The organism is Legionella drancourtii LLAP12, from assembly GCF_000162755.2.
Classification (GTDB): Bacteria; Pseudomonadota; Gammaproteobacteria; order Legionellales; family Legionellaceae; genus Legionella; species Legionella drancourtii.
The window spans coordinates 225,784-241,252 of the sequence record NZ_JH413808.1; the positions used below are offsets into that span (position 1 = coordinate 225,784).

The following is a 15,469-nucleotide window of genomic DNA, read 5'->3' on the forward strand; positions in this document are numbered from 1 at the left end:
AAGGCCGATGAAAACGGCCCAAAAACCACACTCGTCCCCACATCCCCTAAGCGTTATAAGAAAGTCTCATGACCTCATCTTGAATGGAAGTATAAACACCTCCTCGTTCTGCGTGAATGCGATTGTCACGCAGAAGTCGCGCGGTTTTGGCAAAAAAATTATGCGTCAAATACGCGCTAGAGCCGATTACCCCAGAAACAGTTTCAACTGCCATAATCGTCGGTGCAAGTTGTGCAGGCTCATCTTCTTTAAAGGAAATGCCACCACCATAAGTGGCATTTGCCATCCCATGTACTGCCATATTCAGCACAAGTGTGACATTACCAATGAACGGAAGATCAGCCGGAATTTTTTGTGAATCTAACGCCACGGCAATCGGATAAGATTCTGTTTTCAAAGGACCATAATAATCAGGACCCGTCGCGTGTTTAGTACCGGTAAAAGGATAGGTCAAACGCAAAACTGAACGAAATAGCGGCGAATAGTGCGCAACACAACTTGCTGTAGTATAGCTTAGCGTACTCACCCCTACCGAAGAACAAACCGCTTGTCCCATCGTGAGTAAGAACTCTTTAGGAGAAGGTTGGCCTAAGTTGATTCCATAATGATTTTTATAATAATGCGCATCATAGCGATATTCCTGCCATTTCTTCAGTGTATCCCCCATAGTCTTTAAAATGACACCCGAACCGACACAAAGCGCACTGCTAATATAAACCAGATTAGGGTCAATATAATCCGTTAAATTATAAAGTTTTTCGCCATTTTTTTTGCCACTCCCCTGTAACGGCAGGGTATAATTGATGCCAAGACTAGTACCTTCTAACTGCGCACTCACCGCCAAATTACCCGCCGCAATTACGTCGCCAGAGTAGGCAGCACTGAATGTTTTATTTAATTCTTGTGCTGCAGCAAATCCTATACCGCCAGCAGCAGAAAAAAGCATACCACTAAAAGATAATGCATTTCCTAATAGCTCTAATGTTGTATCGACACTCCAACGCCAAGTCCTACTTAATTTATCTTTCCATCCCATGACATCAATCCTTTTACTAACCATGTAAAACTTTGATTGCTCCATCTCATTAAAGGAAAATCAAAACATTGACCCAAGAACTGTCAGAATTTCTATCAAAACATAAGTATTTCAAACAGTCAATGCACCTTTGTTCGCGTCTGCAAGGACTGTAAATAAGGACTTACGCGTACTGCGCGATTGGTAAATATCCAACTAATACCGCGGTTTAATTCTCGGTACAAACTGTATTTCGAGTCCACAAAACCAACCCCCACCAACTGTTGCCCCGCTTTTAAGCACCGGGCTAATTTAGTCGTCAATAATAAATAATGACCTAAGACACCTGCATAATGTTCCTTTAAACTTAACTTACAAAATTCCGCAACATTATTATGAGCGGCAACCAATAACAATGCGTGCTTGGGAACCTGTACTAAAGTATCAAAAATTGGTGCATCTAAAGTTAATAAGTGATAATCATCTCCCGCACGTAATTGATGTAAAACCTGCACTAAAACATCTTCATGTTGAAATGGTTTTTTTAACTCAATAAATAAATGCAGCCGCTGCCCAAATTCAGCAACAACCTCAGCCAGGGTCGGTATTGCCGGAACTTGAGCGCGCAATTGGGCAAAGGTTAACTGGCTAATCAGCTGCTTATGTCCCCATAAGCGCGTTAAGGTGAGATCATGGTTCACGACCAAGACTTGATCTGCCGTGACCTGCACATCCAACTCAATACCCCAACATCCACACTGTTCTGCGGCTCTAAAGGCAGCCAGAGTATTTTCTAAGATCCCATGCGCATGATCATGCGCGCCACGATGTGCGATTACATGCGCTGCTTGTACCAATTCGCGCCCGGGTTGACACCTAGGTATCAACGCAAAATAAGTGTCCATCATTTTTTCCAAAAAGCTCAGCAGCATAATTAGTTTCTCAAAGCCACGCATACATTCATTCTATGCAGGGTCAATTAAAAAGGCAAAAGGTGGATTAATACTGTAATTTTCACGCATAACTATTCCATTAATAGGCCTAACTGTGTAAAAATAATAATTTTTTTAAATCAACCTCTCGGGGCTACTGACATTTTGCGCGTTTGCGGCAAAATAAAACATGAGCAAGGTCAGCAATACCTGGGTAGATTGTCCTATTGAGACCTGTATATGCCATTAATTACCACCGATATCGCTCTGGCTGTCCACGATTTACAGGCAGGGAAACCTGTTGCTATACCAACCGAAACAGTCTATGGCTTAGCGGCGCCAATTAATAATGAACAAGCGATTAAAGCTGTTTTTGCGATGAAAGAACGACCGCTGAATCATCCATTAATTGTACACGTTGCCGCGAATTGGGATTTAAGCACCCTCGTTACCGACATTCCGGCGTACGCCAATCTGCTGATAAAAAAATTCTGGCCAGGCCCATTAACCCTGGTATTACGCTGTAACCCAACTCAGATAAACCCCTTAATTAATGGTGGTCAAACTACCGTCGCTATTCGCTGTCCAGCTCATCCACTGGCCCAAGAATTATTAACACAACTGCGAATACCCGTTGTTGCCCCTTCCGCCAATCCTTTTGGCAAAGTTAGCCCAACCACCGCCTTGCATGTTCAAGAATCATTTCCGCAACAAGCATTAACCATCCTAGATGGTGGGCGTTGCACTGTAGGCATTGAATCAACCATTGTGGATGCCTCTAACCCAGAACACTACCAGATTTTACGCCATGGTCTTATTGATGAACAAAGCATTGCCGCGGTAATAACCGCCCCCGCGCGGGACCAGCCCAGCCGCATTCGCGTCCCCGGCAAATTAGACAGTCATTACCAACCGCAAAAAACCTTATATTATTTTGCCGATTACGAACACTTGGCACAATTTTGCCAACAAAGCAGTGCTGAAATATATGCTATTGCCAGCAAATGCCCGGCAACTGTACACCACGAACACTACCATCCACTAGCCACGCAGCCAGAACAAGCAGCCTTTGATTTGTACTTTCAGTTACGCGCAGCAGATGCCTCCAATGCCCAATGCATTGCGATCGAACTGCCTCCAGAAAATGGCTTATGGCAAGGAATCAGAGAACGAATTTTAAAAGCTGGAATCCCATATGCAGCAGAACAATAAAGAAATTCTAGGGCGAGTACATTATAATATCTCGCCCATCTGCCCAAAGATATTGACAGCATCATAAAATATAGGTAACTTAGCCGCCAATGCCGAGGTGGTGGAATTGGTAGACACGCTAGCTTCAGGTGCTAGTGGGGGTAACCCCGTGGAGGTTCGAGTCCTCTTCTCGGTACCATTAAGAGAATTAAAAACAATAAAATTCTTGTTTGTATTTGTTCCGTACTTCAGCTCAATCAAGACAAAAGTCCAGCATTAATAGGACATACCGCTTTCGAGCGTCCCCAAGAAATTTTTGCTTATTTTCCAAATCAGTAAAAAGATTAAGCCGGTAAGGATTCGTAATACAGGTCACCTAGCCCCCATCGCTCAACCCCAGATCTTATCTGAATTATTTAATCATTTTATCCAGCGTAAACCAGTATGCAAAATTGAGAAGTTGCGATTTTATACTGCAAACACTCTTGTACTCAACGTTCTTTTAACAAAGAGCGCTCACTATATACCCTACACAAATTAATTTTAAGAGTAATTGGCATTAGGCTACTGTAAAGTTACTGGTCGATAAATAGCCTAGTTAGGCTTTATATTGCCGAATATTATCGAGCTAAAACTCGTTCGCTTAAAATATTTTACTCTTGAAAAGAAATAGCTCACAAATTAAACAATACGCTGATTTTATTAATAATCAATGCGATCTGCGCATTGCATTTCGCGGCAATGAAAATCGTATCATCGCCCGCAATGGTTCCTAATATGTCTAGATTAATCCGATGCTGATCAATAATTCGAGCCACCATTGAAGCAGCACCTGGCGTGGTGTGAATAATAATTAACGTTTCATTGGATGAAATGTCTAATACCCATTGTTTAATTAAAGCTTTTTCTTGAGTGGTGGTTAATTCGTGAATCAGTCCCGTTTCATAAGGTAAACGGTAATGGGTTTTACCGTCCTGATGGATCACTTTGACGGCACCAATTTGATGTAATAATCGCGAAATCTTTGGTTGACTGATCACGATCCCTACTCGTTCCAATGCTTGGCGAATTTCAATTTGTGTTCTTGCATTACCTTCTAAAAGAATTTCTCGCAACACATGGGTTGTGGATTGCATCAGCTACTCCAGGGGAAACAGTGACTCTATCTTATCACAGGTCCTAAGATGAAAAAATATTTCTCTTGACCGAAATGAATAATTATTCTAGTATTTCGAATAATTATTCATTCGCAAAGGAGAATTTTCATGAGCATCACCCTGGGTCAAAAAACCAAAAAAGTCTTGGCTTATCTTATCTCGGTGTTAGGCGCGTTAGGGGGCGCTTTGCAAAATTATATTGCCGTGGACCTTTTTATTAAAAGCATCGTCGGTGGCGCGCTTAGCTTAAGTCGTGTGTTTGCAGGGTTTAGGCAAGTTATGGCCTTGGGGTTTGGTGGTTTGTGTAGTGGTATGGTGAATTTTTTTATTAATGTTGAACTGTTGGAAGGCTTTTTGGAGCGGATCACGCGAAATAAACCAGGAACACCACTCCATGGATGGGTTAAATTTAGTTATTATGCCGGAATATTTGTTTTTGTTGTGACTGGACTTTTATTTGGGATGACCGCATTTACCATTGGTATGGCCACGCCCATGGCCGCATTAGCCGTAGCATCAGGTGTTTTCGTAGCGATAATTATGACCATTCAAGAAGTAGAAACGTGGTTGCAAGGTTTTGATGATCCGAAGGTACAAGAAAAAACAAGCTTAAAGGACATTTTCCTGGAATGGAAACTGTCATTAACACCCGGAAAGATATTGGGACATGTGATTGCGGCAGGAAATGTGATTGCATTAAGTTTATTATTTACCTTAGGTTTGGCCGAAGTTTTAATCGCGCTACAAGTAGCCGCACTGCCTGCATTTATTATTGGTGTGTCGATTTCATTCACGTTTGGCGCCTTTACTGAATTTTACTTTTACAATTTCTTTCTGGCGAAATTTTGTGACAAGTTAAGTGAAAAGTGGCAAGCGATGAAAGCGACGGCTTATGCTCCTTTTGGCGTTTTTTTTATCGCAAGCAATGCAATGGTTAATGCGGCATTGACCTACTCTGGGGTAGGGTTGCTAACGGGATTATTGGTAGCGGCAGGGATTGGATTGCCCCCTGTTGGATTAATCATTGGTTTAGGCGCAATATCTGCTTTTTTTGCAGGGAGTGCATCGTTACTGTTAGGTATGGATTTTTGGATTAGAAAAATGACAAAAGCAGAGGACAACGTGGCCCCGATTGTTCCAATGCCAGTGAACGATGCTCCAAAGATTAAGGCGGCAAATGATGAGGTGCCTTATGTAAGCTCAGGAACCAGTTTTTTTCGCTCTTCAAAAAAGGATCACGGTATTGAATTAGAAAAAAAGACGTTAGATGCAACTGAAAATGACGAGGTTTACTCCGATCTCGATTGTCCGCGATACTCACTAAATCGTTAAATTAATTTGAAGCGGCATCCAGGCTATCTAGTTATTCGCCGTACTGAACGGCTTTATTTGGGGTATGACAATCATTGTCATACCCCATCAAGAGCTAGTGAAAATTGGTAATGTACCAACTACTAACCAATGTATAAATAAATTAAGTACAGCAAAAAACAGCACCGAATCTGCTGCCTTAAGTAACACGGAAGATGATTCATATCACTATAACGATTTACTTGAAAGTGCAATTAATGCATTGAGACAAATTTCCTGTTTTCGGTAACATTTGTTTTGAGGCAACTCGTGGAAGAGACCATTTGACAAAAAAAAACCAGTCAGGCATAATAAAAAACATTTTTTTGTAAAAACAAACATTAGTGACTTATCTCCTTCTAAAGGAATATTAGAGATCTGGATTACCTAACTTTAGTTATTAAACGGGTGTGTCGCTGAGATAAAGCCTGGAAAAGGAGGTACTATATATCATTGTATCTTGAATCGGCGAATCGGTACAGTTTCTCTGTCTTCACTTATTCTCGCCATCCTGGCTACCTCCTGTAAAGATTTTTGTGCCCATAGGAGTTTTTTATTATGCATTCTTCTTCACGTAATGGTATTCTTCAGCCTTTATCACTTTTATCACTGTTCTTGCCTATATCTTATGGATTTCATAATGAACTTCTAAACATAGCAAAAAAATTATTTGCAGAAGTTGAATTCAATATTGATGGTTTATGTCACGGCTTTACCCTTAGATGGATAGAATCTGTATTTCTAGGAATGGAAGATGTTTTCCATACACGCATCGAGGATATTTTAAAGCGTCAGCAAGAAATAATTTCTTCGATGGAAAACATTAATTCAGGAAAGAAAACATTCAAAGACCATCCCGATTTAATCGATATAATGGCTTTTTTTAATAGCTTAATAATATATCAAAACTCTCGCGGATTTAAACAATTATTTCCTAACGCAGAAGGAATTAATCAACTTAGTATCTCAAAAATATCAACCATTGCCTCTTCAAATAATATCCAAAAACTAGGTGGGCTAAAATCAATATACTCAGAAACACTTATGCTTGATGAGCAAGAATTAACTGCCTATTTGAATGATATAAGCGATTTAATAAAAAAATTAAACTTCAAAAATGACACTCCAATAGCAATCCACTTAAACAATGGCAACCATGCGATCACTTTATGTTACAAAAAAGGTAAATGGAAATGTATGGATATTAATTTTTATACCTCATTCAGCCTGGAGGCTGAATCAAGCACCGATGTTACAGAAAAAATAACCCGGGGTTATAAAGCTGACGATGCCCATTTTGGTGCTTTTGGAGTACACGTCATTACTACTGGTAACAATCCTTATATAAAGCAATTAACAGATCAGCTAGACCAATGGAAACTCAAACGACCGGTCAAAAAGATTAATCTTCTCCATCCAGAAATAAATTGCTTAGCCATGCTTGCTTCCATGTATGGTGATGTAGCTACAATTAAAAGATTAAAGTCTGACCATTTTAATTTTAAAACAGGTTCCTTTGAAGGAATCCCTATTATATTTCAAAGTTTATCTTCTGAAAATTCAGCAGAAACAATTAGAGAGCTTCATCAATGTGGAGTGGATCTAAATAATATTCAACCGAAAAATTTTACTCTACCTTGGCTCATTGGCTCGTTGCTCTCTATGAAAATGGATTTGACTCTTTCTTTATTTGCTGTAATTGAAGGAAATTTGCCAGCCATCGATACACTTTACGAATTGGGCGCAGATTTTAAAATTTCTGTTTCATATCCACTAGTCAGTTTACGTAAAATGGCCAAATTATGGAACATAACGGAGAAAATGGAAGAGTTTCTTAAATTACAATCTAAATGTTGGTTCAGTGTTCGACTCACTCCTTATGATCTTCTTGAAATGAGGTACCCTAATTTCTTACTAGGGCTTCGTTTAATAAAAGCAGTACAAAGCGATTCAATTAAAGAAGTCGAAGCGCTTCATAAACAAGGGGCTGATTTACATTTTTTGAATGCCCAAGGTCTTCTTCCACTCAATATCGCGGTTGAGAAAAACAGACCCGATATGATTAAAACATTGGTCGATCTAGGGGCAGACTTATATCGCGCTAATGCACATGGGATGACTTCTGTTGATATAGCAATAGAAAAAAAGGAGGCTAAACTTCTAAACACCCTAATAAGACTTGGAGCAAATTTAACTCGTGCCAACACCCAAAAACAGACCCCTTTAGATAAAGCAATAGAAGAGGATGATCTCCAACTACTAAATATTTTAGTAGAACTTGGGGTCGATTTACATCGTGTTAACACAAAGGGAATAACCCCTCTTGAGCAAGCAAGCCATAAAGGAAGTTCCAAGCTGATTGAAGCAATAGCCAAACGTGGTGTCAAACTAGATGAAACAAACGCACAAGGATTCACACCAATTTTAATTGCAGCTTTGAACGGTAGTTACTCATGTTTTAATAAATTTGTTGAATATAGAGTGAATCACCAAAAATCACTTATTATTTCTACAAAGACCATTTCATCATTGGAACCTTTTTGTAATGAGTTAGGGAAAGCAAAGCTCAGAAAATTACAATTGTTGATAGGAAAACGCCTATTGATAGATCCATCTAACGATAAAATTAGTATTAGTCCTGATGAGATTTTAAATGAGATAATAGAAGATAACTCAAAGCTTATGGAAGCGGGCTCTTTAAAAACCGCACGTACAAAAATCAACGACGTTAAGATAAAAGATTCTATAGCAAAAGCTGCTTTTATTTTAAACGAATATACTGATAGCAATTCATCTGCACTTCGTTTTTTTAGAGGGCATTGGAATAGACATCATATTAAAGATGTTTCTGAAATTATTAAAAAAATAGATTTGAATTTAATTAGCACAAAAAACGAGTTAAAACAAGAACTTAATCAAATTAAATTAGTCAACCAAAATGGATCGTTTGCTCAGTGTATTAAACTGATAAATAAATTATTTGAATCTTCAGGGGGGCCTGTGGCAGCAGCAAATCGGTTCTTGGTGTCTTCGCGTTGAAGGCTAGTTTTTAGAGCCTATCCGGAAAATACCATTCTGCCCCATGAGCGCGATCAGAAAGCTAACAGAACCGATAGGCATGCAAAAGTGAAGATCTTTTTTGCGCAAATCAGTGATGGGCTAGCCACGGGCAGGGACTTTCCGGATAGCCTCTAAGTATTCAAAGATATGAATGAAATTTACCAGCTTATCATTAAGATGTAATCCCATTTGATTGATAATAATCATGACATTAGACAAAGAAGCCTTAGCGCTCAGGAACTTGCGCTAAGGCAAAATACACTCTAGTTAGCTGTCCTGTATCTAAAGACTCGAAATGAGGTATTTTGTTGCAATGCTATGAAAATGTTTTAACCTAGCGAAAAGATTTTCTACAAGGTGTCTCATTTTGTACAGGTATGAATCAAAAGTCGAATTTATTTTTTCTATGAATTTATCTCGAATTTCATCTGAGTCATATCCTTTATCCGCGATAAAATGCTCTGCTTCGTCAACCCGCTCTATTAACTGCGGCGCAGCTTTGGAATCGTGAACCTTCCATGCTGCTTTTCTCTGCAAAAAAACAGCAAATATAGCTTATGAATCAATATAATTTCCATCTTCATTAAAATTTAGATGCGTTTACCCTGGAAGAAATTTATCTTATCAAACTTCTTAATAATTCCTTAATAATTATTTGTTAGGGTGGAAAATCTGGTAAATAGACATATTATAATAATTATGAGTTATATCTATATAAGCATTCCCAAGGGATGGACATTTGATAATGAAAATTACAACGCAGATGTATTTGTAAGAAATAAGGAAGAACTAGTGCAAATCATACCACTACAATTCCTAATTAAAGAATGCTTACGAACCAAAAAAAAACATGAACAGATAGTCACACTGCCATTTACCGATACGCATGGTGAATTAGTTATGCTCTACTTTAAAAGACCACCGAATACTCTAGAAAATTTTATCCGCTATGCTCCTAATCGCAATGGAAAATTGCAAGCCAAAGAAAGCGATATGGTTAATGGCTTAAATGTCCAATCACTGCCATTAGCCCACTCCTCTGGCTACTTATGGTTCCAGCTTCCAGAAAATCAAAAAAAATTGAATGAAGGGCGTTTAAGTGAATTACAAGAAAAAGCGCTTATACAAAGAGAAAACCGAAGGCATACAGGCGATTCCCCGTACCCAACTTAATCATTACAATATAGATGGGGGTATTTTTCTCCCCAGTCTTACGCTAATGCGGGCGGGGATATCCAGACCCGTGTAGCAGTCTGGAAAATAGATGCATTAGACCACCGCAATAGTCCCCAGCGCCTCACCAAAGCGGATTGCACTTCCCGCTTTTAAATGCTTCAGCCAATGCACCTGCTCTCCATTTGCAAATAATAAGATTACGGTGGAACCAAGTTTAAAATACCCCATCTCATCCCCCTGCCCTAGCACTTTATTCATTGTCGCATGGCTGTAATCAAATAGAATATTCTGTTTACTTCGTTTCACATCACCATGCCAACAAGTACCAATCGCCCCCACAATCGTTGCCCCAACCATCACCATCATCATTGGCCCAACTTTAGTCGAAAAAGAAATAACCAGGCGTTCATTACGGGCAAAGAGTTTAGGAACAACACGCGCCGTAGTTGGTTGCACCGAAAATAATGCGCCAGGCACGTAGGTCATAGAACTAAGCTCAGCATCCATCGGCATATGAACACGATGATAATCTTTGGGGGATAAATACAAGGTAGCAAATTGTCCATTGACAAATGGTTTGGCGCGTTCATCAGAACAAGCGAGCAATTCTGCCACTGAATAATGACGCCCTTTTGCCTGAATTAATTGCCCCTCGTGTATTGCACCGATTTCGCTCACACACCCATCCACCGGCGAAATCAGATCGGCCACCGCCAAGGGCCTGCTTTCTGGCTTTAAATGACGAATAAAAAAATCATTAAAGCAGGCGTACGCGGTGGGGTCTTCAATTAAAGCCTCACTCATATTCACTTGATATTTATTAATAAAGCGCTGAATAATATAATTTTTTACTTTGGGTTCTTTAACTTCTGCCAAATACCCTGCCAAAACCGTGAGACCATGTTTAGGAATAATGTATTGAGGAAAAGTTTTTAATAAGTCTAAAGACATACAGGTACTCACAGAATCTAAAAAGCAGAATCATAACCTATACTGCGCACGGCCACAATTTACCATTTTAAACCAGAGTGAACTCAGCCTCATCAGATAATTTAGTCACTTTGGGTTTTATCTCCATATAATGCGACATTTTTTCAGTTACAGAGCACGTTTTAAGCCGCTCAAAATAAAAATCTTTATTCTCACTTTCACTGAACGAATTAATTAAATTATAGCCTGGATTCTTCTTTAATCCTGGGTTCTTAAGAAGATCTTGCTTTATTTCATTAACTATATCAATAAATAAATGCTGACTTGCCGTTGAGGTATCGCTCCCTGCGATAAAGGTTAAAGCCAATGCCATTCTACTGTTTTTATCACGAAAACAGGTGGTAATCTCTTCTTTCCTGGAGGCACTCCAAATAAAACTAAAACGTAATTTAGCCTCATATTTTTTTAATGCCTCATCAACGAGGAGGGTCAAGCGATTCTTCTGTGCGTTTAAAGTCACGCGTTTATAGGGTGGCAAAGTTCCCACCCATTCATACATGGTCTCAAAGAATAGTTCGATCCCTTTGTCACTATAAAGATGAATAAATTCATTCTCTCGGCGTTGCCCCCCCCGGTCATTTTCTCCGCGCGCAAAGGAGGCTACGGCTTTCACAAAGATTGTAATATTTTGTTCAAAACGTCCATCTTTATTGGCAGAAATAACGCTAGGCATATAATTAGTCTGTAACATAATCGGCGTCAGTTCGCGCACGATTTCAGTATTTAAGGCTCCCTCATCATCATTGCTCGAACCTAAAATATAGGCCAATTTATTACTGTTACTTTCTGTGCTTTTAAGCACATAATCTTTCACCGGTTGTGCCCGCTTCCGCATCGACAGCAATTGCATATTCGGAGCATATTTTTTATTAATAATATCAAAAATGTATTGATTAAATGTTTCAGCGGGTAAATAGTCGACCCACTGAAAGAACGCCTCTTTATATTGTTTTATTACTTTGGCATGAGTCAGGGGTAATACTTCCTTATCAATGGAAGTATGTACATTACGCATTTGCTCATCGGTAGTGAGTAAATGTACTTTAAAATTCGCTTGTTGCACACACTGTTTGAGCTCACGGATGATCCGCACAAATTCATTAGCAGGAGTCGTGGCCTGCGCTAAATTTTCCATAAGCTCATATTCATAATCACCACATAGTTGTTCTAACTGCCGTACAAAGTTATGATTATCTACATCGGTCAAATCGTCACATTTTTTTTCATAATAATTTTTAATCGTTTGTTGAAATTTATTAGTAAAGTCCACCAGCAGCATCAAGGCCTTATATAATAGCGTCTCCTCATCAACACACAGCTCCGCATTAACCGATATATTCTCTAACGAACCAAATAATTGCAACGCACTAATTAAACTATCATCACTAATCTCTTTACTCACCGGTTTTTCAATTTTGCCATTTTTGGTAGCCAATTTGCATATGGCACTGGTTAAATTAATCGCATCATCACGCAATGCCTTTAATTTAAGTGTATAGGAATCACGCCAAACCTGATGATAACGATTTTTTAATGCATTTAGGTTGGCTTGATTCTCCGGTTCATTGGCATAGGTCGTGTCATTTTCATTCCTTAGCCACTTGGCAATATTTTTATAGAAAGAAGGCTTTTTATAAAGCTCGCTACTGGTTCCCAGTAGCGGTACGCCAAAACCATTATTTTCACACCCCATATAAAAAACCACAACCCGATATAAATTATCATAATGCTGCTGATACATGCTCATCATAAAATTTACAAACGAACTTTTATTCGTCTTCTCATTGCATAAATGAGGAAATTCCTCTTCATATTTTGCACGCACAAGCGGCGGTAAAGAAGTATAATTCAAGGTAAGATCATCAAAGAGATCAATTAAGCGCTTCTGTAATACCTCAGGCTGATAGGTCAATAATATTTTTAATGCCGCCATCACCTTTTGTTCCTGGGCTATGGGATCAGCTGCTAAACTGGCAAATTGGTCTGGAGCCGCATAAACCTTAGGCAAAACACTAGGTAAAGTCGCAGAAAGAATTGGTTTTTGTACTACGTCAGGCAAAACCGAGGTAATACTTTCCTGGCCGGGATGCGTATACGTAGGCCAGTGATAAGGCGTGGAATCTTTAACACAAGGAAAGCGCTCATAATCAAGGACCGTTAAATTAACGCGATTTTTTGGTAAAGCAATTCCTGGCCTAGTACCTTTCATATAAATAACAAACCAATACCAGAACATATCAAAATCAATATCGCCCTTTAAACCCAGATTATGTGGATGTGGGTCATCATCTCCCAAAAACAAACGCCCGAATAAAATCTCCATCGTATTATTTTCGATAAGTGTTTGTTTGCTCGGAATTACTTGTTCTTTTTCGGAACCATCGACCGGCTTTTCCTGATAAGCAAAATTAAACGATTTAAAATCTTTAAGTGCACCAGAAAGAATACCGACGATCTTATCATTGTTGTTGTCATCATTATCATCATCGCCATCAAAGACTAAATATTCTTTAGCTGAGCGACTGCCTTGAAAGGAGGCCTTGAAGGAGGAGGTAGCAACGCTCATTTTAGCCAATAATTCTGGAAAATGGCCGTCCGGCTCTAATTTTTTGAAAAAGCCACTCTTTAGCTCATTGTTCTCAATATACCGGACTAACCAGGTTTCATGAGAAGAATCACCACTAATGAGCTTTTCCTTGGTTAGAGATTTTTCTCTAAGTGCTTTTTTTGGAATCCTCATATTTAATCCATTAAATCACATTAGTCCATAAAGAATAGTTCATATTAAGCAGAAATATTCAAGAAGTTCAAGAATAATAGTTATGCTTTAGCGCAATTTTGAACATTTAGAAAAGAAAGTTCGGTTAGCCTCAGAACCTGATGGTGCTTACTTAAGGAAGATGTGTCATTTACACGCAAATAGATAAGAATATATGCAGAACCTACATCCCGCAACTTGTCTGCAGGACGTAGGATTAAAAATCAAAAGCCTTAAATACGCATCCTTTGGCTTCAGAACCCAACCACTATATGGAAAAAAAGTTTATACATTAGGGACAACTTCATTTGCCTCATCATCAGGCGTTACGGTATTAATAATCTCTTTACTAAGAGCCCGTATTTCTTCGCCTGAATGAGTTTGGGTAAAGAACAAAGGATTACCCGTACTTTGTAATTTAATATAGTTCGCAACTCCTAAGGTTAGCATTGTAATTAAAATATTAGTGATAACGATGAGTGCCTTATATATATCGGATTTAAATGGTGGATCGACAATATTCAATATATCTTGTTCAACCTTTTTAATTTGTCGTGTTGCATCTGCAAGAGTAGTTTGTCCATTAGCATTCATGAAGGCATAAGCAATCTTATATAAATTTTTTCTATACGTAGATTCCTCCTTCCGCCATACTTCTTGCATGGTGCGGTAAGACGCTGACCCGCTTAGACGCTCGCTAATTATCTTACATTGCGCTTCAACACGAAGAATAACTTGCCGAAAACACTTAGCTTTCTCACTTTGCTCTTGTGCCACCCACACAATTTCTTCATTATTAAAACCCAATGCTTGCAAATGGGTCACACAAATAAAGCGTTCACACAAATTATTCGCCGCAGACAAATAAGTTTTATCCATTATTTGCTGAACCACTTGTCCTTGATGAGCAATGCTGCTGTTCACACCTGCGTAAAGGGCATCGATTAATACTTTTCGCTTATCAATGTCATTGATGGTTGCAATTTGTGGTAAAAATAGCCGCAAAGCCATTGCCTTATGTTGATTACTATCAATAATTGAACGATATGCAGCATGCTCCGTGACGCCAGAACTTTTTAGCACATACAGCGCCTTAGCAGCGGCCTCTAATTCATTATCATTCAGATCATCAAGACCATGAGCAGAGTATTGCTCACTTGGTTCAGAAAAAAAGTGATGCTTAATTGAACGTTGCAAATGTTTGCGGGGTGTCAATGCCAAACGCTGTAAACCAATAATCCCGTCCATGACAAAATTATTACGATCTAAGTCAATCAAGGTAGCAGCCATTAACGGATATTTTTCGGTTGCCGCAACTAACTCCCTATATTCCTCTAAAGACAGCTCTCCTTTCACCCAAAACACCAAACAAAGTCTTTTAACATCTTCATCAGCTACACTATGAATGTAGTGTAATTGCGCTAATTTTTCCGCATTTTCAAAATGCAGTGGCGCATGCTGTAGCAACCCCATATCAACCAAGCGATTTGCAGCACTATAATAGGCCTCGTCTGACAATACGAGCTTCATGAACACTAGCGTATAAGGTTGCTGATGGAAAGAAGAAATTAATTTTATTTGTGCCCTATCCCACATAAAGCCGCTCAATGTACGAATAAACTGACGGTCTTCAAGTAACTCGCGATTATTTGCCAATGTTTTTGCTTCGTAAAAAGCAAGGGTCATTTGCAACAGGTTTTTATTGACCAGCCACTCACCATCCATTAAGGGCACCCGTTCAAGCTCACGACCTAAGCCACTGTCTGCAGACAAACAATCAGCGAGCATTGCAAATGACAAATCATGATGAATACCGTAGTTAATCATTAAATCAAGAGCA

The 15,469-nt window shown here is 39.1% G+C and carries 10 protein-coding genes, 1 tRNA gene and 1 pseudogene; 5 read left to right on the plus strand and 7 right to left on the minus strand.

Annotation, left to right across the window (positions count from 1 at the left end; genetic code table 11):
- Positions 1 to 46 precede the first annotated feature (46 nt).
- Together LDG_RS05115 and LDG_RS05120 are read right to left on the minus strand one after the other, a co-directional pair.
- Complete coding sequence (locus tag LDG_RS05115) at positions 47 to 1,036, minus strand: hypothetical protein (protein WP_006870110.1); 990 nt, start codon at positions 1,034 to 1,036, stop codon at positions 47 to 49.
- Positions 1,037 to 1,155: 119 nt separating this feature from the next.
- The gene (locus LDG_RS05120; protein WP_040534587.1) at positions 1,156 to 1,947 is read right to left on the minus strand and encodes a glycerophosphodiester phosphodiesterase; all 792 of its coding nucleotides are present in this window, start codon (positions 1,945 to 1,947) and stop codon (positions 1,156 to 1,158) included.
- A 240-nt stretch (positions 1,948 to 2,187) separates the two neighbouring features.
- Between LDG_RS05120 and LDG_RS05125 the strand changes: the two genes are divergently transcribed.
- Together LDG_RS05125 and LDG_RS05130 are read left to right on the plus strand one after the other, a co-directional pair.
- Positions 2,188 to 3,159 carry an L-threonylcarbamoyladenylate synthase gene (locus tag LDG_RS05125; protein WP_006870112.1) on the plus strand — a complete coding sequence of 324 codons (972 nt, stop codon included), beginning with the start codon at positions 2,188 to 2,190 and terminating at the stop codon, positions 3,157 to 3,159.
- A gap of 91 nt (positions 3,160 to 3,250) precedes the next feature.
- Positions 3,251 to 3,337: transfer RNA gene (locus tag LDG_RS05130), tRNA-Leu, on the plus strand.
- A gap of 475 nt (positions 3,338 to 3,812) precedes the next feature.
- Here the strand turns inward: LDG_RS05130 and LDG_RS05135 are convergent.
- Positions 3,813 to 4,274, minus strand: a complete 462-nt coding sequence (locus tag LDG_RS05135; RefSeq protein WP_006870113.1) for an arginine repressor — start codon at positions 4,272 to 4,274, stop codon at positions 3,813 to 3,815.
- Between the two features lie 129 nt (positions 4,275 to 4,403).
- Between LDG_RS05135 and LDG_RS05140 the strand changes: the two genes are divergently transcribed.
- Together LDG_RS05140 and LDG_RS05150 are read left to right on the plus strand one after the other, a co-directional pair.
- Positions 4,404 to 5,627, plus strand: coding sequence for a hypothetical protein (locus LDG_RS05140; RefSeq protein ID WP_006870114.1), 1,224 nt, complete (start codon positions 4,404 to 4,406; stop codon positions 5,625 to 5,627).
- 576 nt (positions 5,628 to 6,203) lie between these two features.
- The gene (locus LDG_RS05150) at positions 6,204 to 8,684 is read left to right on the plus strand and encodes a DUF5617 domain-containing protein (RefSeq protein WP_006870116.1); all 2,481 of its coding nucleotides are present in this window, start codon (positions 6,204 to 6,206) and stop codon (positions 8,682 to 8,684) included.
- Positions 8,685 to 9,005: 321 nt separating this feature from the next.
- Here the strand turns inward: LDG_RS05150 and LDG_RS05155 are convergent.
- Positions 9,006 to 9,218: pseudogene (locus tag LDG_RS05155) on the minus strand (transposase); the annotation flags it as partial.
- Between the two features lie 186 nt (positions 9,219 to 9,404).
- Between LDG_RS05155 and LDG_RS05160 the strand changes: the two are divergent.
- On the plus strand, positions 9,405 to 9,878 hold the full coding sequence (locus LDG_RS05160; protein ID WP_040534524.1) for a hypothetical protein: 474 nt from the start codon (positions 9,405 to 9,407) through the stop codon (positions 9,876 to 9,878).
- Between the two features lie 96 nt (positions 9,879 to 9,974).
- Here LDG_RS05160 and asd read toward each other — a convergent pair whose 3' ends face one another.
- The 3 genes from asd to LDG_RS05175 all read right to left on the minus strand — a co-directional run.
- Positions 9,975 to 10,832, minus strand: a complete 858-nt coding sequence (asd, locus tag LDG_RS05165) for an archaetidylserine decarboxylase (RefSeq protein WP_006870120.1) — start codon at positions 10,830 to 10,832, stop codon at positions 9,975 to 9,977.
- A 67-nt stretch (positions 10,833 to 10,899) separates the two neighbouring features.
- Complete coding sequence (locus LDG_RS05170) at positions 10,900 to 13,611, minus strand: hypothetical protein (protein ID WP_006870121.1); 2,712 nt, start codon at positions 13,609 to 13,611, stop codon at positions 10,900 to 10,902.
- A gap of 303 nt (positions 13,612 to 13,914) precedes the next feature.
- Positions 13,915 to 15,469, minus strand: a 1,555-nt coding sequence (locus LDG_RS05175) for a hypothetical protein (RefSeq protein WP_040534526.1), incomplete at its 5' end; no start/stop codon positions are given.